17 protein-coding genes are annotated in these 19,609 nt (G+C 61.4%); 8 read left to right on the top strand and 9 right to left on the bottom strand.

From position 1 onward, the window contains the following. Positions 1–80 precede the first annotated feature (80 nt). Positions 81–1,409, bottom strand: a complete 1,329-nt coding sequence (gene miaB, locus ACA057_RS27565) for a tRNA (N6-isopentenyl adenosine(37)-C2)-methylthiotransferase MiaB (RefSeq protein ID WP_401357632.1) — start codon at positions 1,407–1,409, stop codon at positions 81–83. 135 nt (positions 1,410–1,544) lie between these two features. Between miaB and ACA057_RS27560 the strand changes: the two genes are divergently transcribed. Beyond that, complete coding sequence (locus tag ACA057_RS27560; protein ID WP_007894425.1) at positions 1,545–1,874, top strand: DUF1820 family protein; 330 nt, start codon at positions 1,545–1,547, stop codon at positions 1,872–1,874. 112 nt (positions 1,875–1,986) lie between these two features. Here ACA057_RS27560 and ACA057_RS27555 read toward each other — a convergent pair whose 3' ends face one another. The 4 genes from ACA057_RS27555 to ACA057_RS27540 all read right to left on the bottom strand — a co-directional run bounded on the left by ACA057_RS27555 (position 1,987) and on the right by ACA057_RS27540 (position 5,506). Then, positions 1,987–2,541, bottom strand: coding sequence for a tetratricopeptide repeat protein (locus ACA057_RS27555; protein ID WP_059402085.1), 555 nt, complete (start codon positions 2,539–2,541; stop codon positions 1,987–1,989). Positions 2,542–2,766: 225 nt separating this feature from the next. Continuing rightward, positions 2,767–4,050 (bottom strand): glutamate-1-semialdehyde 2,1-aminomutase, encoded by a 1,284-nt coding sequence (hemL, locus tag ACA057_RS27550; protein WP_497343918.1) that lies wholly within the window; start codon positions 4,048–4,050, stop codon positions 2,767–2,769. 15 nt (positions 4,051–4,065) lie between these two features. Beyond that, positions 4,066–4,689 (bottom strand): thiamine phosphate synthase, encoded by a 624-nt coding sequence (gene thiE, locus ACA057_RS27545; RefSeq protein ID WP_497343916.1) that lies wholly within the window; start codon positions 4,687–4,689, stop codon positions 4,066–4,068. Between the two features lie 19 nt (positions 4,690–4,708). Beyond that, complete coding sequence (locus ACA057_RS27540) at positions 4,709–5,506, bottom strand: hydroxymethylpyrimidine/phosphomethylpyrimidine kinase (protein ID WP_497343914.1); 798 nt, start codon at positions 5,504–5,506, stop codon at positions 4,709–4,711. Between the two features lie 420 nt (positions 5,507–5,926). On the opposite strand from ACA057_RS27540, the gene ACA057_RS27535 reads away from it, so the two are divergent. The 4 genes from ACA057_RS27535 (at position 5,927) to ACA057_RS27520 (ending at position 12,411) form a co-directional block, all read left to right on the top strand. Next, the gene (locus ACA057_RS27535; RefSeq protein ID WP_497343912.1) at positions 5,927–8,311 is read left to right on the top strand and encodes a 7TM diverse intracellular signaling domain-containing protein; all 2,385 of its coding nucleotides are present in this window, start codon (positions 5,927–5,929) and stop codon (positions 8,309–8,311) included. A gap of 74 nt (positions 8,312–8,385) precedes the next feature. Beyond that, positions 8,386–10,032 (top strand): acyl-CoA dehydrogenase family protein, encoded by a 1,647-nt coding sequence (locus ACA057_RS27530; RefSeq protein ID WP_497343910.1) that lies wholly within the window; start codon positions 8,386–8,388, stop codon positions 10,030–10,032. Between the two features lie 173 nt (positions 10,033–10,205). Continuing rightward, a complete protein-coding gene (amn, locus tag ACA057_RS27525; RefSeq protein WP_178114332.1) occupies positions 10,206–11,705 on the top strand; it encodes an AMP nucleosidase in 1,500 nt (499 codons plus the stop codon). 70 nt (positions 11,706–11,775) lie between these two features. Next, positions 11,776–12,411: a pseudouridine synthase gene (locus ACA057_RS27520; RefSeq protein ID WP_497343907.1), complete on the top strand. Its 636-nt coding sequence runs from the start codon at positions 11,776–11,778 to the stop codon at positions 12,409–12,411. Here the strand turns inward: ACA057_RS27520 and ACA057_RS27515 are convergent. Next, positions 12,406–12,615, bottom strand: a complete 210-nt coding sequence (locus ACA057_RS27515; protein ID WP_007937369.1) for a DUF2788 domain-containing protein — start codon at positions 12,613–12,615, stop codon at positions 12,406–12,408. The genes ACA057_RS27520 and ACA057_RS27515 overlap by 6 nt on opposite strands. Positions 12,616–12,830: 215 nt before the next feature. Further along, entirely contained in the window at positions 12,831–13,310 is a 480-nt protein-coding gene (locus ACA057_RS27510; protein ID WP_007894448.1) for an Lrp/AsnC family transcriptional regulator, read from the bottom strand. Positions 13,311–13,746: 436 nt separating this feature from the next. On the opposite strand from ACA057_RS27510, the gene ACA057_RS27505 reads away from it, so the two are divergent. Further along, positions 13,747–14,805 (top strand): DUF6515 family protein, encoded by a 1,059-nt coding sequence (locus ACA057_RS27505; protein ID WP_497343905.1) that lies wholly within the window; start codon positions 13,747–13,749, stop codon positions 14,803–14,805. Here ACA057_RS27505 and ACA057_RS27500 read toward each other — a convergent pair. Then, the gene (locus ACA057_RS27500; RefSeq protein WP_497343903.1) at positions 14,802–15,695 is read right to left on the bottom strand and encodes a cation diffusion facilitator family transporter; all 894 of its coding nucleotides are present in this window, start codon (positions 15,693–15,695) and stop codon (positions 14,802–14,804) included. The genes ACA057_RS27505 and ACA057_RS27500 overlap by 4 nt on opposite strands. A gap of 41 nt (positions 15,696–15,736) precedes the next feature. Continuing rightward, the gene (gene pmcY / locus ACA057_RS27495) at positions 15,737–16,156 is read right to left on the bottom strand and encodes a periplasmic Zn2+ metallochaperone PmcY (protein ID WP_497343901.1); all 420 of its coding nucleotides are present in this window, start codon (positions 16,154–16,156) and stop codon (positions 15,737–15,739) included. A gap of 110 nt (positions 16,157–16,266) precedes the next feature. Between pmcY and hrpB the strand changes: the two genes are divergently transcribed. Both hrpB and ACA057_RS27485 read left to right on the top strand, forming a co-directional pair. Further along, positions 16,267–18,786, top strand: coding sequence for an ATP-dependent helicase HrpB (hrpB, locus tag ACA057_RS27490; RefSeq protein ID WP_497343899.1), 2,520 nt, complete (start codon positions 16,267–16,269; stop codon positions 18,784–18,786). Positions 18,787–18,921: 135 nt separating this feature from the next. Beyond that, positions 18,922–19,500, top strand: a complete 579-nt coding sequence (locus ACA057_RS27485) for an NAD(P)H-dependent oxidoreductase (protein ID WP_497343897.1) — start codon at positions 18,922–18,924, stop codon at positions 19,498–19,500. Positions 19,501–19,609 lie beyond the last annotated feature (109 nt).

Here is a 19,609-nt window from a genome sequence, read left to right as displayed (position 1 = left end):
ATGAACGATTACACGGTGTGTCAGGCAGACCGCATCGTGGCCATCGCGGGCAAGCCCGGCTCCCACAGGGAATTGTGGGGTTATTGGATCAGCGAGCCCCGCAGCGAGTGCGGTTGCGCGGCGTCGATGTGCACGTCGGCGAACTGGCCGATCAAGGTCGGGTTGTCGCAGCGGAAGTTGACGATGCGATTATTCTCGGTCCGGCCTTGCAGCTCGCCGGGGTCTTTTTTCGAATAATCGGTGACCAGGATCCGCTGGATCGAACCGACCATTTGTCGGCTGATCTCGAAACCTTGCTGGTTCAGGCGATGTTGCAGGGCGTTGAGGCGTTCTTTTTTCAGCGCTTCCGGCGTCTCGTCGGCCAGGTCGGCGGCAGGCGTGCCCGGGCGCTGGCTATAAACGAACGAATAGGAAAAGTCGAAACCGACGTCTTCGATCAGTTTCATGGTCTGTTCGAAGTCTTTCTCGGTCTCGCCCGGGAAGCCGACGATGAAGTCCGAGCTGATGCAGATCCCCGGCACGGCGGCGCGCAGTTTGCGCAGTTTGGATTTGTATTCCAGCGCCGTGTGGTTGCGCTTCATTGCTGACAGAATCCGGTCCGAGCCGGATTGCACCGGCAAGTGCAGGTGTTTCACCAGTTCCGGTACGTCGGCGTGGGCCTGGATCAGGCTGTCGGAGAATTCCAGCGGGTGCGAAGTAGTGTAGCGAATGCGGTCGATGCCATCGACGGCGGCCACGACGCGGATCAGCTCGGCGAGATCCGCCAGGCGTCCATCGTGAGTGGTCCCGCGATAGCCGTTGACGTTCTGCCCCAGCAGGGTCACTTCACGCACACCGTTTTCGGCCAGGTGGATGATCTCGGCGATCACGTCATCGAACGGCCGGCTGACTTCTTCGCCACGGGTGTAAGGCACCACGCAGAACGTGCAGTACTTGCTGCAGCCTTCCATGACCGACACGTAAGCGCTCGGGCCGTCGATACGAGGCTCGGGCAAATGGTCGAATTTTTCGATTTCCGGGAACGAGACGTCGACCTGCGGCAGCTTGGTCAGGCGTGCGGCGTCGATCATTTCCGGCAGGCGGTGCAGGGTCTGCGGGCCGAACACCACGTCGACGTACGGCGCGCGATCGCGGATGGCCGCGCCTTCCTGGCTGGCCACGCAACCGCCGACGGCGATCACCATGTCCGGGTTCGCCAGTTTCAGTTCACGCCAGCGGCCGAGCTGGGAATACACCCGGTCCTGGGCGCGTTCGCGGATCGAGCAGGTGTTGAGCAGGATCACGTCGGCGTCTTCAGCGCGAGCGGTGACTTCCAGGGCCTGGTGTTCACCCAGCAGATCGACCATGCGCGAGCTGTCGTACTCGTTCATTTGGCAACCGTGGGTTTCGATGTAAAGCTTCTTGGCCATGGACAGAGTCATCACGTGATTCAAAGAACCGCGCATTATAGGGAACATGTTCCCAGGTTCCTACCGCTGTGCGTCCGGCGGCTATGCTATAGTTCGCGCCCTCATTTTTATCCCCCGATGTGTTGCTCGCCCACCATGACCAAACGTGAAGCTCCAATCTACAAGGTGATTTTCCTCAACCAGGGCCAGGTGTACGAAATGTATGCCAAGCAGATCTATCAAAGTGATCTGTGGGGCTTCCTGGAAGTGGAAGAGTTCGTCTTTGGCGAGCGCACGCAAGTGGTCGTCGATCCGAGCGAAGAGAAGCTCAAGGCTCAGTTCGAAGGCGTTGTGCGCAGTTTTGTGCCGATGCATTCGATCGTGCGCATCGACGAAGTCGAGCGTCTCGGCACCCCGAAAATCAGCGAAGCCCGCGGCGCGGTCGGCAATGTCATGCCGTTTCCGATGCCGATGCCTGAGAAGTAAGGTTCGAGACCGGGTCGCCCCTTTCGCGGGCAAGCCTCGCTCCTACAGGGCTGGCGCTGCCCTTGTAGGAGCGAGGCTTGCCCGCGAAAGCGTCAGCAGGAACGATGCAAAACTAAGGAAGTGGCGAAAAAGGCGTACGCCCATCGGCGCTTTGCAATTCCATCAGGTACTTGCGGAATATCTGCCCCAGTACCTGAGTCGCCACCTCAAGTTCTTCGCGTGGCATCTTCTCGGCGACTTCGTCAGCCGTGTCCAACGCATCTTCCGCGCCATTGACCGCCGCCATTTTCAGCACGATGTACGCCTGAACGTTATTGGCCGGTACGCCTTCGCCGTGGAAAAACATGGTACCGAGTTTGAATTGCGCCTGGGCGTGGCCTTGCAGCGAGGCCTTTTCGAAGTAGTCCAGGGCTTTCTTGAGGTCGCGCGGGGTGTTATTGCCGTCGTAGTAGAACTCACCCAACTCGTATTGCGCTTGCGCATCCCCTTCATCCGACGCTTTCTGGCAGGCAGCGAGTGCCTGAGCCAGGTCTTGCGGCTGAGTATTGAGGGTGCAACGACCCATCGCTGGGATTAACAACGAGTTGCCGCCTGCTTGTGCGAGCGCGAGCAGGGGCTGAAGGAGCAACAGGCAGCCCAGTGCAAGGGCGCGGCCGGTGCGGTTCATGGGAATCGACTTACCTCTGAAGGGCGCGCGGACCCATCGAGGGGATCCAATAAGCGCGCATTATGAAATAAGCAGGGCCAACCTTACAAAGTCTTTACTCGTTTTTCTGCTGCGCGGGGAATATATCGCCCACTTTGCGGCTGATTGCCGGCAGAAGCGTAGGAAAAGAGGCGGGAATGTAGGTGAAAGCTGACGCTGGCAATCGCCAACGTCAGCGCAACAGCGTTACTTCAATGCGGCAAATGCACGTTCGGCGGCATCCAGGGTCAGTTTCAGCTCGGTGTCGCCGTGGGCGATCGAGGTGAAGCCGGCTTCGAATGCGCTCGGTGCCAGGTACACGCCACCTTCCAGCATCAGGTGGAAGAAGCGCTTGAACAGGTTTGCGTCGCTGCCCATCACGTCATCAAAGGTCACGATGTCGTCGGCGCCGCTGAAGTACAGACCGAACATACCGCCGGCCTGGGTGGTCACGAACGGAATGCCGGCGGCATCGGCGCGTTGTTGCAGGCCGTCGAGCAGGCGGCTGGTGTAATCAGTCAGCTCGGCGTGGAAGCCCGGACGGCTGATCAGGCGCAGGGTGGTCAGGCCGGCAGCCATCGCCAACGGGTTACCCGACAACGTGCCTGCCTGGTAGACCGGGCCCAGTGGCGCGATGTGCGACATGATTTCGCGCTTGCCGCCGAAGCAGCCGACCGGCATGCCGCCACCGATGATCTTGCCGAAGGTGCTCAGGTCCGGCGTCACGCCGTAGTGGGCTTGTGCGCCGCCGAGGGCGACACGGAAACCGGTCATCACTTCGTCGAAAATCAGCACCACGCCGTGCTGGTCGCACAGGGTCCGCAGGCCTTCGAGGAAACCCGGTGCCGGCGGCACGCAGTTCATGTTGCCGGCCACCGGTTCGACGATGATGCAGGCCACGGTCTGGCCGACGTCGGCGAGCATGGTTTCTACCGCGTCGATGTCGTTGAACGGCAGGGTCAGGGTGTGTTTGGCGAAATCTGCCGGCACACCGGCCGAGCTCGGCACACCTTGGGTCAGGGCGCCGGAACCGGCCTTGACCAGCAAGCTGTCGGAGTGACCGTGGTAGCAGCCTTCGAACTTGATGATGCTGTCGCGACCGGTGAAACCACGGGCCAGGCGGATCGCGCTCATGGTGGCTTCGGTGCCGGAGCTGACCATGCGCACCATCTCCATCGACGGCACGATCGAGCAGACCAGATCAGCCATCTGGGTTTCCATCTCGGTTGGCGCGCCGTAGGACAAACCGTGCTCCAGCTGTTTACGCACCGCGTCCAGCACGTCCGGATGGCTGTGGCCGAGAATCATCGGGCCCCAGGAACCGACGTAATCCACATAACGCTTGTCGTCTTCGTCGGTGACGTAGGCGCCTTCGGCGTGTTTGAAGAACAACGGCGTGCCGCCAACGCTCTTGAAGGCGCGAACAGGCGAGTTCACGCCACCGGGAATGTGTTTCTGGGCATTGGCAAACAGGGTTTCGGAACGAGACATGATCGGGCTCTCAAATCAGATTTTCAGTAGTTCGTTGAAGGCGCGGGCGCGGCGTGTGACTTCAGCCGTGCTCTCGGCGCCAAACAGGCCATGCACCACCGCCAGCAGATCGACCCCGTGGGCCACCAGCGGGGCGGCGTTGTCCAGGGTGATGCCGCCGATCGCGCAGATCGGCAGGTGCAGTTTGCTGCGGGCCTGATCGAGCAGTTCGAGGCTGCACGTCGGGGCGCCGGGCTTGGTGCTGGAATTGAAAAAGCGGCCGAAGGCGACGTAACTGGCGCCTTCCTTGGCGGCTTGCTCGGCGAGTTCGAGTTGCGCGTGGCAGGTCGAACCGATGATCGCCTGGCGACCCAGCAGCGCGCGGGCCGGGGTCAACGGGCCATCGGTCTGACCCAGGTGCACGCCGACGTTCAGGCGTGCGGCCAGTTCGGCATCGTCGTTGATGATCAGGCGAGTCTTGTAGCGTTCACACAGATCGCGCAGGGCTTGGGCCTCACGCAGTCGGCGGGCCTCGTCGCTGCTCTTGTCGCGGTATTGCAGCAGGGTGACGCCGCCTTCCAGCGCCGCCTCCACGTACGTAAGAAATTTACCGGCCAGTAGCTGGCTGTCAGTAATGGCGTACAGGCCACGTAGTTTCATCGGACAAGCCTCAATGGCGTTACGAACAGAAATCCAGCGGCAGGCGGCGTGGCACGAATTGGCCTTTGCCCAGCTGCTCGGCATCTCGCAGGGTGCGCCAAGTGTAGTCAAGCGCGGTCTTCACGGCACTGGCGAGGTGTTCACCCTGAGCGAGACGACCGGTCAACGCGCTGGCCAACGTGCAGCCGGAACCGTGATAGCTGCCGGGCAAACGCTGGCAGGTAAAGGTTTGGCGGCTGCCGTCACGGCTGTACAAGCGATTGTGGATTTCGTGTTCATCGCCATGGCCGCCGGTGATCAGCAGGTGTTTGACGAACGGCAGGAGTTTTTCAGCGCATTCGTCCGCGGTGCCTTCGGGCAGTTCGGCGAGGATTCGGGCTTCGGGAAGGTTAGGGGTGGCAATGATGGCCAGGGGCAGAAGGCGTTCGCGCATGGCGTAGCCGACTTCGTCCTTGCCCAATCGTCCGCCGCCACCGGCGCGCAGCACCGGGTCGCAGACCATCGGCAAATGCGGGTGCGCCTGGAGCAGTTCGACGACGGTGTCGACCATTTCCAGGGAACCGAGCATGCCCAGTTTGACCGCCGCTACCGTCGAGTCGTTGAGCACGGCGTTGGCCTGGGCCAACACCCACTCACGGTCGAGGACGCGGAAGTCAGTGACGTTGACCGTGTCTTGCACGGTCAGGGCGGTGACGGCCGGAGCCGCATGGCAACCCTGGGCGAGCAGGGCTTCGATATCTGCCTGCAAGCCGGCGCCACCACTTGGGTCGTGGCCGGAGAGACAGAGGACAACGGGGCGAGAGCTGTAGATATTCATGGTGCGCGAGCTTACCACCAGTCGACCAGCGAGTCATGAAGGACCCTGTAGCAGCTGGCGAAGCCTGCGTTCGGCTGCGAAGCAGTCGCTCAATCGGGCACTGCGGTGTTTCAGTTAATCGGGGATTCAGGATTTACGACTGCTGCGCAGCCGAACGCAGGCTTCGCCAGCTGCTACAGGATTGGGGTTGGCCGCCGATGCAGAGTCAGGGGCTGATCGGGCCATCAGCTTTAGCACAAATTTAGGTGCTGGAACGCCCGTACTAGAGCCTTTGTAGGAAAAATTTCAATGGTGCTCAATGGCCACCAGCGGCTATGCTAGAGTGGATCCAAATCAATAACAGGTAATACCGGTTTTACGTCTACTCAAAAGGAATGAGGGGCTTCCTGAGATAACCGGACAGGCCACGCTGGGGCTTAAATGCGCTATTTGCTAATGTTGCTGTTGTGCTTGCCCCTCCTGGCGAGCGCCGTCGAATTCGATGAATTCACTCAAAGCCTTCCCCTGGGCCGAACCCTGCAAGTGTTCGAAGACGCCGGTGGCCAGGCGACCATCGCCGATGTGCGTGCGCAAGCCGCGGCCGGAAACTTCAAACCCCACGATAAAGACACCCTCAATGCCGGTTATTCGCGTTCGGCGTTCTGGCTGAAAATCGACCTGCATTACCGCCCGACCAACCCCGCCGTGCAACGCACCTGGTTGCTCGAACTGGCTTATCCGCCGCTCGATCACCTCGATCTCTACGTGCCCGATGCGGCCGGTGTTTATCAGTTGGTCCAGCGGACGGGTGATGCCTTGCCGTTCGCCAGTCGTGAGATCCGGCAGAACAACTACCTGTTCGCTCTGAATTTCACCCCCGACCAGGCGCAAACCGTGTACCTGCGTCTGGAAAGCGAAGGCTCGGTCCAGGCGCCCGTCACGTTGTGGTCGAGCACCGCTTACCTCGAAGAGCAGCCGGTCCGCCTGTATGTGCTGGGGCTGATCTATGGCGTGTTGGCGGGGATGCTGGTCTACAACCTGTTCATCTACCTCAGCGTGCGCGACACCAGTTACCTCTATTACATCTTCTACATCGCCTCGTTCGGTTTGTATCAGCTGTCGGTCAACGGCGCGGCTGTGGAGTATTTCTGGCCGGACAACCCTTGGTGGGCGAATGCCGCGACGCCGTTCTTCATTGGCTGCGCCGGGCTGTTCGGCAGCCAGTTTGCCCGCAGCTTCTTGCAGACAGCCGAGCACAGTCGCTGGCTCGACCGCTTGCTACAGGCGTTGATTGCGTTTGGCGCGTTGGTGGTCGGGTTGTCGCTGATGACCAGTTACGGCCTGGCCCTGCGTCTGGCGACGGCCTTGGCGCTGACGTTCACCGTGGTGATTTTTGCCGCGGGGATTTTGGCCTGGCTGCGTGGTCTGCGAGTGGCCCGGTATTTCATCATTGCCTGGTCGGCGTTTTTGCTCGGTGGCATCGTCAACACCATGATGGTGCTGGGCTATCTGCCGAACGTGTTCCTGACCATGTATTCCAGCCAGATCGGTTCGGCGATCGAGGTCGCGCTGTTGTCCCTGGCCTTGGCCGACCGCATCAACGCGATGCGCGAGCAGCAGGCGCAGACGCTGTTCGACGCCGGCCAGAAGCTTGAAGTGCTCAACCAGCAACTGGCGCACAGCAACAAGCTCAAGGACGAATTCCTCGCCACCCTGACCCACGAACTGCGTACGCCCATGAACGGTGTGATCGGTTCGCTGGAACTGATGCAGACCGTCGAGATGGACCCGGAACTGGAGCAGTACCAGCAAACGGCCGCCGGTTCGGCGCGCGACATGATGCGCATGGTCAATGGCATCCTCACCCTGACCGAGTTGCAGGCCGGCCGGCTCAACGCGACGGCGGCCACCTTCAGTTTGCGCGGCGTGGTCGAGGCCTTGCGCGTGCAGTTCGAGGGCAATGCCTGGAGCAAGTCGCTGGATTTCAAAGTCGAGTTGACGCAAGGGCTGCCGGACCGCTTGCACGGTGACAGCGCCAAGTTGACGCAATGCCTGGAATGCCTGCTGGACAACGCGATCAAGTTCACCCGGATCGGCGGGTTGGCACTGCGGGTCACGGGCAAACCTGTGGAGCCCGGCCGGCTGGCGTTGTCCTTTGCGGTGATCGACACCGGCATCGGCTTCACCGATCTGGGGGAGGCGACGATGTATCAACGGTTCTTCCAGGTCGATGGATCGATGACCCGCGAGTACGGCGGTCTGGGCATCGGTCTGGCCATCTGTCGGCAACTGATCGAATTGCTCGGCGGGCGCCTGACGCACCGCTCCGAACCTGGGCGCGGCAGCCGCTTCCAGCTGGACGTCGAGTTCGAGTTGCCGGTCGTGGAGCGGGTGGCAACGCCCTTCATTCCCCGGGATTTCCCGCGCCTGCGGCTGCCGCAGGATTGCACCGTGCTGCTGGTGGATGACAACAGCATCAATCAACTGGTGATGCGCGGCATGTTGCTCAAGCTTGGATTTCGGGTGCGGACTGCCGACAACGGTCATGCCGCCCTCGATTATTTGCAGCGTGAAACCTTCGACGCGGTGCTGCTGGATTGTCAGTTGCCGGCGCTGGACGGCGTATCGTTTTGTTGCCAGATTCGCGCGTTGCCGGGTTGCAGCGAACTGCCGGTGTTCGTGATTGCCGTCAGCGTTGAACGGGAGCGCTGCCCGACCGGTGCCTTGATTGATTACCTGGGCAAACCGGTGAAGTTCGAAGATTTGCAGGCGGCGTTGTATCGACGGGTGCTCTGCCCAAGGCAGGGCGAAAGCGCCGACAGTTAGGCAGATATGACACTTTGTTCGGCCACGGGGCGGTGCTTAACTGAAATCCCTTGGCTGACTAAAGGAGCCCCGTCATGAACCTGCATCAGTTCGCCGAAACCCACGAAGTCACCAACCAGCCGCCGTCGCTGGACGGCACCAACCTGTATCGCATCGACCTGCCTTTGCAGGAGTGGTCGCGGCGTTTCGGGGCCGGGTGGGCCGAGTCGCGGATCGACGCTTACGGCGCACTGGCTGGCGGGCCGCTGATGGAAGCAGGGTTCCTGGCCAATCAGAACAAGCCGGTGTTCAGCAGCCATGACCGTTACGGTCATCGCATCGACCTGGTGGAATTTCACCCGGCTTATCACGAACTGATGCGCACCGCGGTCGAGCACGGTTTGACCTCGTTGCCCTGGGCGCATCCGCAGCCCGGCGCCCATGTCGCTCGCGCCTCCATGACGTATCTGCACAGCCAGGCCGAAGCCGGCAGCGGCTGCCCGCTGACCATGACGTTCGCCAGCGTTCCGGCCCTGCGCCTGCAAGCGGACCTGGCCAAGCAGTGGCTGCCGAAGATTCTCGCCACCGAATACGACCCGCGCAACGTCGGCATGGCCCACAAGGCCGGTGTCACCATCGGCATGGCCATGACCGAGAAACAAGGCGGCACCGATGTGCGCGCCAACACCACCAAGGCCTATCCGGTTGGCGCCAGCGGTCCGGGCCAGGCTTATGAACTGGTGGGCCACAAGTGGTTCTGCTCGGCGCCGATGTGCGACGCCTTCCTGACCCTGGCCCAGACGGACAAGGGCTTGACCTGTTTCCTGCTGCCGCGTCATCGCCCGGACGACACGCGCAATCAGTTCTACATCCAGCGGCTGAAAAACAAACTCGGCAATTGCTCCAACGCGTCCAGCGAAGTGGAGTTCCGTGGCGCGCTGGCGTGGATGGTCGGCGAAGAGGGCCGAGGTGTTCCGACCATCATCGAAATGGTCGCCATGACCCGCTTCGATTGCATGGTCGGTTCCAGCTCGCTGATGCGCCAGGCCCTGACCCAGGCCAGCCACCACTGCGCGCACCGCAAGGTCGGCGGCAAGTTGCTCAGCGAACTACCCTTGATGCAGAACGTCCTGGCCGACCTGGCGCTGGAAAGCGAAGCGGCCCTGGCGCTGAGCCTGCGCATGGGCAAAGCGCTGGATCATCTGGATGACAGCCATGAAGCGAAATTCGCCCGGCTGGTGACGGCGGTGGGCAAGTACTGGATCTGCAAACGCGCCCCCGGAATGATCAACGAAGCCGCCGAGTGCATGGGCGGTGCCGGTTATGTCGAAGACAGCATCCTGCCGCGTTTGTACCGTGAGGCGCCGGTCAATTCGACGTGGGAAGGTTCCGGCAACGTGCAATGCCTCGACGTGCTGCGGGCCTTGTCGAAAGAACCGGGCGTGCTCGATGTGTTGTTCAGCGAGTTGGGCGATGGCCATGGCGATAAACGCCTGGCCGCGCACATCAGTCAATTGCAGGCAGCCTTCAAGGACACCGGCGACATTCAATACCGCGCCCGGCAGTTGACCGAAGACATCGCCCTGGGGCTGCAGGCCAAGCTGTTGCTGGAGGCCGGCAACGCTGCTGTCAGTGATGCCTTTATTGCCAGTCGTCTGGGGTCGGCGGGGCGGGTGTATGGCGCGTTGCCGCGTGGGTTGGAGGTGGAAGCGATCGTGGCCCGGTCGACTCCGCTTTTATGATCGACACCGATCCACTGTGGGAGCGAGCCTGCTCGCGATAGCGATTCAACATTCAACAGTTATGTCGACTGTCATACCGCTATCGCGAACAGGCTCGCTCCCACAGTGGATCCAGGGTGGACTTGGGATTTGTGTAGCCATCGCTGTTCCCGTGAAGCGATGTTGCAGGCAAGATGAAGCTCTGCAAGTCAGAACACAGGATGCTGATCGTGACCGAAGCTTTTATTGTCGTTCAAACCGCCGAGCAAGCCGTGGACCGGCTTGCGCTCTTGCACAATCGTGCAACCACCGCGCTGAACCAGGCGCTCAAGCGTTACCTCAAGGATCGTGTCGAGCCGGACGCCGAACAGCGTGCGATGTTTCGTTATCCCGAACTGCGTCTGACCTACCATTGCCAGGGCGAAGTCCCACAGACCACGCGTGCCTACGCCAAGGTTCAGCTGCCGGGGACCTACAGCGTCACCGTCACCCATCCGGCCGCGTTCCGTAAATACCTGCTGGAACAGCTGGTGCCGTTGATGCACGACTTCACCGTGACCGTGGAAGTCGGCGTCAGCCAGCAGAACATTCCTTATCCGTACGTGGTCGAGCAGGGCGATGAACTGGCCGGCTCCGGCGTCACCGCCGCCGTGCTGGCGCGGGTGTTCCCGAGTACCGACCTGTCGGCCGCGACCGATGGCATTGCCGATGGTCTGTACGATTGGGAAAACACCGATCCGCTGCCGCTGGCCCTGTTCGATGCCGCGCGAGTGGATTTCTCCCTGCGCCGACTGGTGCATTACACCGGCAGCGACTGGCGTCATGTGCAGCCGTGGATTCTGCTGACCAACTACCACCGGTATGTCGACCAGTTCATCGTCCATGGTCTTGAGCAATTGCGCAGCGACCCGCGTTTCGTGCGCATGGTGTTGCCGGGCAACGTTATCATCGAAAAGAGCATGGACCACGGCGAAGCCTCGGCGATTGCCGCGGGCGTGGTCTGGCACCGTTATCAAATGCCGGCTTATCACCTGATCGCCAGCGATGGCCACGGCGTGACGCTGGTGAACATCGGCGTCGGCCCGTCCAACGCCAAGAACATCACCGACCACCTGGCCGTGCTGCGTCCGCACTGCTGGCTGATGATCGGTCACTGCGGCGGCTTGCGTCAGTCGCAGACCATTGGCGACTACGTACTGGCTCACGCCTACATGCGCCGCGACGGTATTCTTGACCGTGTCGTGCCGCCGAACATTCCGATTCCGGCCCTGGCGGAAGTGCAGATGGCGTTGCAGCAAGCGGCGGCGAATATCACCGGTGAGAAGGGTGACGAACTGAAGAAACGCTTGCGCACCGGCACCGTGCTGACCTACGACGACCGTAACTGGGAATTGCGCTGGGCTCAGGAACGTCCGCTGATCAACCTGTCTCGCGCCGTGGCGGTGGACATGGAAAGTGGCACCATCGCCGCGCAAGGTTATCGTTTGCGAGTGCCGTACGGCACGTTGCTCTGTGTGTCGGACAAACCGTTGCACAGCGAAATCAAGCTGCCGGGTTCGGCCAACGCCTTCTATGAGCGCGCGGTCAGCCAGCACTTGAAGATCGGCATTGAGGCGGTGGACCTGTTGCGCACCGAACTCAACTCGTTGCACTCGCGCAAACTGCGCAGCTTCGACGAGCCGCCGTTCCGCTGATAGTGGTCATGGTCATTTAGCGGTCAGGGCACTAGCATTAGCAGCCCTGACCGCTAGATGTTCACATCCCATGTCCCGTCCGCCACGTCCCGTTTCCCGCCGCCCTGGCGCGGATAGCCCGAAACCAGCACCACGCCGTGTCGCCAAGGCGCCGCCGGCCGAGCCGAAGCTGATCCTGTTCAACAAACCGTTCGACGTGCTGACGCAATTCAGCGACGGCGAAGGGCGGGCGACGCTCAAGGATTACATCGAGATCCCAGGAATTTACCCGGCCGGGCGGCTGGACCGTGACAGTGAAGGTTTGCTGCTGTTGACCAACGACGGTCAGCTTCAGGCACGTATCGCCGACCCCAAGCACAAGTTGGCCAAAACCTATTGGGTGCAAGTCGAAGGCGAGCCAAGCGCCGAGCAGTTGCAGCGTTTGCGCGATGGCGTGGAGCTGAATGACGGCATGACCTTGCCGGCCGAGGCGCGGCAGCTCGATGAGCCTGAGCTGTGGCCACGCAACCCGCCGGTACGCTTTCGCAAAACCGTGCCGACCTGCTGGCTGGAGCTGATCATTCGCGAAGGGCGCAACCGTCAGGTACGGCGCATGACTGCGGCGGTTGGCTTGCCGACGTTGCGCCTGGTGCGGGTCAAAATCGGCGACTGGTCGATCGAAGGGCTCGATCAGGGCCAGTGGAAGGAAGTGCCAGCGCGGTTATAACGTGCCGGATTCGATCAGACCGATGACCACGCTTTTGATCACAAATGCAGCGACGCCCAGGCCCAGTACAAAGAACAGGATGAAAGAACCAAAGCGTCCGGCTTTGGATTTCTTCGCCAGATCCCAGACGATAAAACCCATGAAAATGATCAGGATGCTGACCAGGCCGGTCATCATCCACTCTTCAAATACTGCAGGATCCATTAAATACTCCAGCGCGGGCAGGGCTAAAAGGGCGCGGGGAGTATACGGCACGGCGAGTGGGGCGGGCATTGACCTGCGGCAGTGTGCCGCAGTCATTCGTCGCCTGTGCCGGCCCCTTCGCGGGCGAGCTTCGCTCCTACAGGGTTCGTGTCGAGCCGAAATCCTGTGACCGTCCCCAAATTCTGTAGGAGCGAGGCTTGCCCGCGAAGGCGTCATCAGCTGCGCAAATGAGTCAACGGCAGCTCAGTACTGTTCAACACCTGATTCAACACAAAACTCGACCGCACACTCGTCACCCCTTCAATCCGCGTCAGGTGCCCCAGCAGCAATTTCTGATAATGGTCCATATCCGGCACCACCACCTTGAGCTGATAATCGGCGTCCATCCCCGTCACCAGGCTGCATTCGAGCACCTGCGGCAATGTCCGGATCGCCGCTTCGAAGTTCTCGAAACGCTCCGGCGTATGCCGGTCCATGCCGATCAGCACGTAAGCCGTCAGGCTCAGACCGAGCATTTTGCGGTCCAGCAGCGCGACCTGGCGGGTGATGTAGCCGTCGTCTTCCAGTTGCTTGACCCGGCGTGAGCAGGGCGAGGGCGACAGGCCGATGCGTTCGGCCAGCTCCTGGTTGGAAATGCGCGCGTCACGCTGCAATTCCGCCAAAATGCTCAGGTCGTATCGGTCGAGTTTGCTCATCAATCAGGCCTTTGTCATAACTATTGCGGCAGATTATCTATCCAGGGTTAAAAATTGCGCAAGTGATGTTTATTTAAGCAATCTTCGCAATCCCCTGCCGGCGCCCGCGGCCTATTCTTATCACCAGAATCACTGCTCGGACAAACAGTCCACAGCGGCTCGCCCAATCAGGCCAGCTGCGGTCGCCACCCCCACAGGGGATGTGTCGGCCCCCGAGCTACACACTGTCCAGAAGACGGCGTGAGGTGAGCCGACGTCATAAGCGTCGAGCACGGACGAAGTTCTCAAAGGGAGGCCGACGGGTCTCCCTTTTCTTTTGCCTGCGATTTGTTGCCCGCCCCTCAATAAATAAGTTGCGCGACTGATAACCTGTTGCAGAACCGGCCTGCGCTTTCCCAGTCTTACGTACAGGCCCTAACCCGCAGTGAGGAAAAGCATGAAGTCGCGCATCTGGCGTTTGGCCGGTGTTGGTTTGCTGTGTGTAAGTGTCACTGCGCAATCGCTGGCCGATGAGCCGCAAAACCGTGGTCCCGAAGGCGGACAACAGGGCTCGGACGGCCATCAAGGCAACAATCAGGGGCGTGGCGGCAACAATAATCAGCAGCGCCCGCAAAATAATCAGCCTCCTCAGAACAATCAACCGCGTCAGCAGAACAACGAGATCATTCGGGGCGATAACAGCCGCCAGTTCGAGCACAACGGCCAGAATCAGTACGGTGGTCAGGGGCAGAATCGGCAGCAGCCCAACTACAACAATCCGGTTCGGTCACCGCCGCCACCGCCGCAACTTCCGGCCAATGACTTGCCGATCCAGGGCCGGCCCGACACCGTGCGCCAGACCCAGCAACCACAGCGTGGTTACTATCAGGACGTGCCGCGACGCAACGATAACAACCAGCACTGGCAGAACAATGGCCCGCGTCCCGATGATCATCGCTGGGCGGGTCGCCCGGACGGGCACGGAAATGGCTGGGGACCGGGTCCGCAGTACCGGCCCGGTCATGTGATCGATCGCTTCCCGGACCGTGATTACCGCGTGCCGTACCGTGGGCAGGATTACTTCTACTCCGGTGGCTACTGGTATCGCCCGCAAGGTCCGCGGTATGTGGTGGTGCAGCCGCCGCGCGGGATTCGCGTCAGTTATTTGCCTGACTACGCGCGCGAAGTGTGGATCGGCGGTGCGCTGTTGTTCCTCGCGGCCGGTTCGTATTACGCCTATCAGGAGAACACGCAGGATTACGTCGTGGTCGAGCCGCCGGTGCAATCGCAGCCGCAACCGGTCAGCAACAGTTACGACGTGGAGGCGTATCCAGCCAACGGCCAGTCGCCGGAGCAGGTCAACCAGGACGGTTACGAGTGCTATCAATACGCGGTGCAGCAGAGTGGTTTCAATCCGCGAACCGCCACCTATCAACCGGACCCATCAGTGGTGCAAGCCTACCGCCAGGCCCAGGGCAACTGCCTGAGCAGTCGCGGCTATCAGGTGAGCTTCTAAGCGCTGGCGGCTTTCACCACTTCCTGCGGGTCGGCGTGCACCAGCACTTCGGCTCGCGGGTAGGCGGCATGAATCGCATCGGCGGCTTGATCGCTGATGCCGTGGGCGACTGACAGGGTCAAGTGCCCCGGCAATTCCAGGTGCAGCTGCACGAACCACTGGTTACCGGAGATCCGCGTGCGCAAGTCATGCGCACCCAACACGCCCGGTACGCTGCAAGCCAGTTCGAGCATGTGCTGGCTGATGTCCGGCGGCAGTTCTTCATCCATCAACACCGTAAAGCTTTCCCGGGCGATTTGAATGGCGCTCCAGAAAATGTACACGGCGATTCCCAGTCCAAACCACGGGTCCACCTGATGCCAGCCAAACCCGGCGAGCACCAGCGCCACCAGAATGCTGCCGTTGAGCAGCAGGTCCGAGCGGTAATGCAGGGAATCGGCGCGCACGGCATTGGAACCGGTCGCCTTGACCACGCGATGTTGCAACGTCAGCAAGGCCAGCGTCAGCGCCAGGGAGAACACGATCACTGCGATGCTGATCCACGGCGCGCCGACCGGCTCCGGATGTTTCAACCGGTCTATCGCCTGCAAGGCAATCAGCACCGCACTGCCACCAATGAACAGCGCCTGAGCCATGCCTGCCAGCGACTCGGCCTTGCCATGCCCATAGCGATGATCATCGTCGGCGGGGCGCAAGGCGTAATGCACGGCGAGCAGGTTGAGCAGCGAGGTGACGCCGTCGAGTGCCGAATCGGTCAGCCCGGCGAGCATGCTCACCGAACCGCTCAACCACCAGGCGATGGCTTTGGCGACGATCAGCGTACACGCCACCGCCACCGAGGCGCGCGTCGCCAGCCGCAGCAGGCGGGCGTGTTCGGAGCTGGAAATCATAGGTGCGACTTGTCCTTTAAGTGTTACTTCACCGGCACGGATTACGCAGCAGGTCGCAGGCCGAACATGGCCAGTTGCTGGGTGCTGCCCTTGTGCTGGATCAGGCGTGGGTCATCCAGCGGGAAGCTGCGGCCCAGTTCAGTTTCCAGAATAGTCTGCAGCTTGTGGTTATCGACCTTGCCGTCAGCGCCGATGGCTTCCTTGAGTTTTTCCGGCGCCACTTGCGCGGTCTTGCCCGGTTCGAAGTAAATCGCGCCAGTGGCAAAGTCGACCGCAAAAGCGATCAGGCCGGGAATGATGTAGAACAGCAGGCCTACGGCATCAAGCACGGCGATGGCCGGGTCGATCTTGCCGTCAATCTGGCCACGGCGATCCGGGTAGAAAATCGATCCGCAGGCGGTCACTTGGGTAAGCAGGGTGGCGACCAAAACACCGCCAATCAGGCGAAAGGGAACACGCATATGAAATCTCCTGAGTCATCTGGATAACGAAGCGTCGTTGATATGAATTAGGACCGCAACGAATGGCAAGCAGTTCGCCGTTATACTCGCGCCTCTGTTTGGGAGCCAGCATGATTTCTTTGCCGATTGATGAAGTTTTACCCGCGCTGCGTGAAGCCTTGGCGACACGCCATGAAGCTGTGCTCGAAGCGCCGCCCGGCGCCGGTAAAACCACCCGCGTTCCACTGGCCTTGCTCAACGAGCCGTGGCTGTCCGGGCAGACGATTCTGATGCTCGAACCGCGCCGGTTGGCGGCGCGCGCAGCGGCGGAGCGCCTGGCCAGTGAGTTGGGTGAGAAGGTCGGTGAAACCGTCGGTTACCGCATTCGGCTGGACAGCAAAGTTGGCCCTGATACTCGCATCGAAGTGGTCACCGAGGGCATCCTCACTCGGCGTTTACAGGACGATCCTGCGCTGGAAGGCGTGGGTCTGCTGATCTTCGACGAGTTCCATGAACGCAGTCTCGACGCTGACCTGGCATTGGCCCTGAGCTTGAATGGCCGGGAGCTGTTTCGTGACGATCAGCCGCTGAAAATCCTCTTGATGTCGGCAACCCTTGAAGGCGAACGCCTGGCCGGGTTGCTTGATGACGCGCCGATCCTGCGCAGCGAGGGCCGCATGTACCCGGTCGCGATGCGCTGGGGGCGGCCGTTTCAACCGGGCGAGTTCATCGAGCCGCGTCTGGTGCAGACCATTCTCGAAGCCCTGAATGACGAGACCGGCAGCGTGCTGGTGTTCCTGCCGGGGCAGGCGGAAATCCGTCGTGTGCATCAGCAACTGGCCGATGCGTTGGGCGAGAGCACGCAGGTGTTGCTCTGCCCGTTGCACGGTGAACTGGACCTGGCGGCGCAACGTGCGGCGATCGATCCGGCACCGGCGGGCAAACGCAAAGTGGTGCTGGCGACCAACATTGCCGAGACCAGCCTGACCATCGACGGCGTGCGCGTGGTGATTGATGCCGGGTTGGCGCGGGTGCCGCGTTTCGATCCGGGCAGCGGCATGACCCGTCTCGATACCCAGCGCATTTCCCGAGCCAGTGCCACCCAGCGTGCGGGCCGGGCAGGGCGACTCGAACCTGGCGTGTGTTATCGCTTGTGGTCGCAGGATCAACACGAGCAACTGGCGGCCTACGCCAGTGCTGAAATTCTGTCGGCGGACCTTGCCGGCCTAGCGTTGCAGCTCGGGCGCTGGGGCGTGACACCGACGCAGTTGGTGTGGCTCGACGTGCCGCCCGCCGCCGCTTATGCCCAGGCGCAGGATTTGCTTGAGCGCCTGGGCGCATTGGACGGTGAGGCGCTGACGCGTCACGGTCAAGCGATGGCCGAGCTGCCGGCGCATCCGCGCATCGCGCATTTGCTGTTGCGCGGGCAGGCGCTCGGGCTCGCGGACATGGCGTGTGATGTCGCGGCACTGCTCGGCGAGCGGGATATTTTGCGTGGCGCCGGGGCGGATCTGCACAGCCGACTGGTGCTGTTGTCCGGCGAAGAACGCGCCGCACGTGGCGCTCAGGGGGGCGTTCAACGTGCCCGGCAATTGGCTCGACAGTATCGCGGTTACCTGCGCGGCAAAGCGTCGGAGCCGGTCAGCGATCCCGATCATCCGCGCTGGCTCGGTGCGCTGCTGGCGTTGGCTTATCCGGATCGGGTCGCGCAACAACGGCGGGCCGGTGGCGCGGAATATCGACTGGCCAATGGGCGTGCCGCGCTGTTCGCCGAAGCGGACAGTTTGATGAAACAGCCCTGGCTGGTGATCGCCGATCTCGGCAGCCGTCAGGGCCAGCGTGAAGAACGGATTTATCTGGCGGCGGATTTCGATTCGGCGTTGTTCGATTCAGTACTGGCCGAGCAAGTGCGCGTTGTCGATCAACTGGACTGGGACGAGCGCGAAGGCGTGTTGCGGGCCGAGCGGCAGCGCAAGGTCGGGGAGTTGATCCTCAGCCGCGAACCGTTGACCGGGCTTGATGAAACGGCACGCAGTCAGGCGCTGGTGAATCTGGTGCGGCGTAAAGGCCTGGAGCTGTTGCCATGGACGCCGGAGTTGCGTCAGTGGCAGGCGCGGGTGGCGTTGTTGCGACAGTTGGACCTTGGCGGCAAGGGCGAAAGTGAATGGCCGGATGTCAGCGACGCGGCGCTGCTCAAAAGCCTTGAGCACTGGCTGATGCCGTACCTGGGCAAAGTCTCGCGGCTCAGCCACTTTGCCAATCTGGACTTGTCGAGCATCGTCCATAACTTGCTGCCGTGGCCGCTGCCACAACGGCTGGATGAGCTGGCGCCGCATCATTTGAGCGTGCCGTCGGGGTCGTCGATTCGTCTGGATTACAGCGAGCAGCCGCCGATTCTGGCGGTGCGGTTGCAGGAGTTGTTTGGTCTGGCCGAGACGCCGCGCATTGCCGGTGGCCGGCAAGTGGTCAAGCTGCACCTGCTGTCCCCGGCGCGGCGGCCGGTGCAGGTGACGCAAGACCTGGCGAACTTCTGGCGCAGTACGTACGCCGAGGTGAAGAAGGATTTGAAGGGGCGGTATCCGAAGCATTATTGGCCGGATGATCCGCTGGTGGCCGAGGCCACCGCGCGGATCAAACCGCGCAAGGTCTAGCGACCACGCGCCGCCAAGTCATGCGCTCTGTATAAAGATAAAGGCCTGATTGTCCGCAAGCCCGGCTGAATCACCCATTGACTCTCCCGTTACGGGCACACCCTACCCTGAAAGCTCCACTTTCAGGGTGTAGTGATGATGAGCAAGCGCGTACTGGTAATTTTGGGGCACCCATCAACCGACAGCTTTTGTGGTGCATTGACCGAGACGTATGTCGAGGCGGCAAAAAGTGCCGGGCATGATGTACGTCTGTTACGACTGGATGCGCTGAGCTTCGATCCGGTGCTGCACGATGGCTATAAACAGACTCAGCAACTGGAGCCCGATCTGCTCAGGGCCCAGGCCGATATCACCTGGGCTGAGCACCTGGCATTTGTCTATCCGATCTGGTGGGGTGGCATTCCGGCCTTGATGAAAGGCTTCTTCGACCGGATCTTCTTGCCCGGTTTTGCCTTCAAATACCGCGATGGCAAAGCCTTCCCCGACAAGCTCTTGAAAGGACGGACCGCTCACCTGCTGGTCACGATGGACACGCCACCGTGGTACTACAAATGGGTCTATCGCATGCCTGGCGTGCACCAGGTGCGCAAGACCACGCTGGAGTTCTGTGGCATCAAGCCGTTAAAGACCCTGACGTTTGGACCGCTGCTCGGTTCCAGGCCCAACCAGCGGGATGCCTGGCTCAAGCAAGCTCAAGATATCGCCAGCCACTGATACACCCGTCGTGCAGCATCGCCTTGCAACAGGCGATGCCCGCTTCATCCCTGCCAGTGCGCGCCATTTGATGTCCTCGGGTTCCCGCCTTCGCATGCATATGTAAAGA

This window comes from Pseudomonas sp. LBUM1661 (genome assembly GCF_059695925.1).
Note: the sequence above shows the minus strand (reverse complement) of the source record. Positions and strands in the feature narration are given on the sequence as shown.

Excerpts from the sequence above, each read along its gene's own strand:
- ACA057_RS27515 (WP_007937369.1), bottom strand. The coding sequence starts at position 12,615 with ATGGATCCTGCAGTATTTGAAGAGTGGATGATGACCGGCCTGGTCAGC.
- ACA057_RS27535 (WP_497343912.1), top strand. The coding sequence starts at position 5,927 with ATGCGCTATTTGCTAATGTTGCTGTTGTGCTTGCCCCTCCTGGCGAGC.
- ACA057_RS27510 (WP_007894448.1), bottom strand. The coding sequence starts at position 13,310 with ATGAGCAAACTCGACCGATACGACCTGAGCATTTTGGCGGAATTGCAG.
- ACA057_RS27485 (WP_497343897.1), top strand. The coding sequence starts at position 18,922 with ATGATGAGCAAGCGCGTACTGGTAATTTTGGGGCACCCATCAACCGAC.
- ACA057_RS27530 (WP_497343910.1), top strand. The coding sequence starts at position 8,386 with ATGAACCTGCATCAGTTCGCCGAAACCCACGAAGTCACCAACCAGCCG.
- hrpB (WP_497343899.1), top strand. The coding sequence starts at position 16,267 with ATGATTTCTTTGCCGATTGATGAAGTTTTACCCGCGCTGCGTGAAGCC.
- miaB (WP_401357632.1), bottom strand. The coding sequence starts at position 1,409 with ATGGCCAAGAAGCTTTACATCGAAACCCACGGTTGCCAAATGAACGAG.
- thiE (WP_497343916.1), bottom strand. The coding sequence starts at position 4,689 with ATGAAACTACGTGGCCTGTACGCCATTACTGACAGCCAGCTACTGGCC.
- ACA057_RS27500 (WP_497343903.1), bottom strand. The coding sequence starts at position 15,695 with ATGATTTCCAGCTCCGAACACGCCCGCCTGCTGCGGCTGGCGACGCGC.
- hemL (WP_497343918.1), bottom strand. The coding sequence starts at position 4,050 with ATGTCTCGTTCCGAAACCCTGTTTGCCAATGCCCAGAAACACATTCCC.
- amn (WP_178114332.1), top strand. The coding sequence starts at position 10,206 with ATGAAGCTCTGCAAGTCAGAACACAGGATGCTGATCGTGACCGAAGCT.
- pmcY (WP_497343901.1), bottom strand. The coding sequence starts at position 16,156 with ATGCGTGTTCCCTTTCGCCTGATTGGCGGTGTTTTGGTCGCCACCCTG.
- ACA057_RS27555 (WP_059402085.1), bottom strand. The coding sequence starts at position 2,541 with ATGAACCGCACCGGCCGCGCCCTTGCACTGGGCTGCCTGTTGCTCCTT.
- ACA057_RS27560 (WP_007894425.1), top strand. The coding sequence starts at position 1,545 with ATGACCAAACGTGAAGCTCCAATCTACAAGGTGATTTTCCTCAACCAG.
- ACA057_RS27520 (WP_497343907.1), top strand. The coding sequence starts at position 11,776 with ATGTCCCGTCCGCCACGTCCCGTTTCCCGCCGCCCTGGCGCGGATAGC.
- ACA057_RS27505 (WP_497343905.1), top strand. The coding sequence starts at position 13,747 with ATGAAGTCGCGCATCTGGCGTTTGGCCGGTGTTGGTTTGCTGTGTGTA.
- ACA057_RS27540 (WP_497343914.1), bottom strand. The coding sequence starts at position 5,506 with ATGAATATCTACAGCTCTCGCCCCGTTGTCCTCTGTCTCTCCGGCCAC.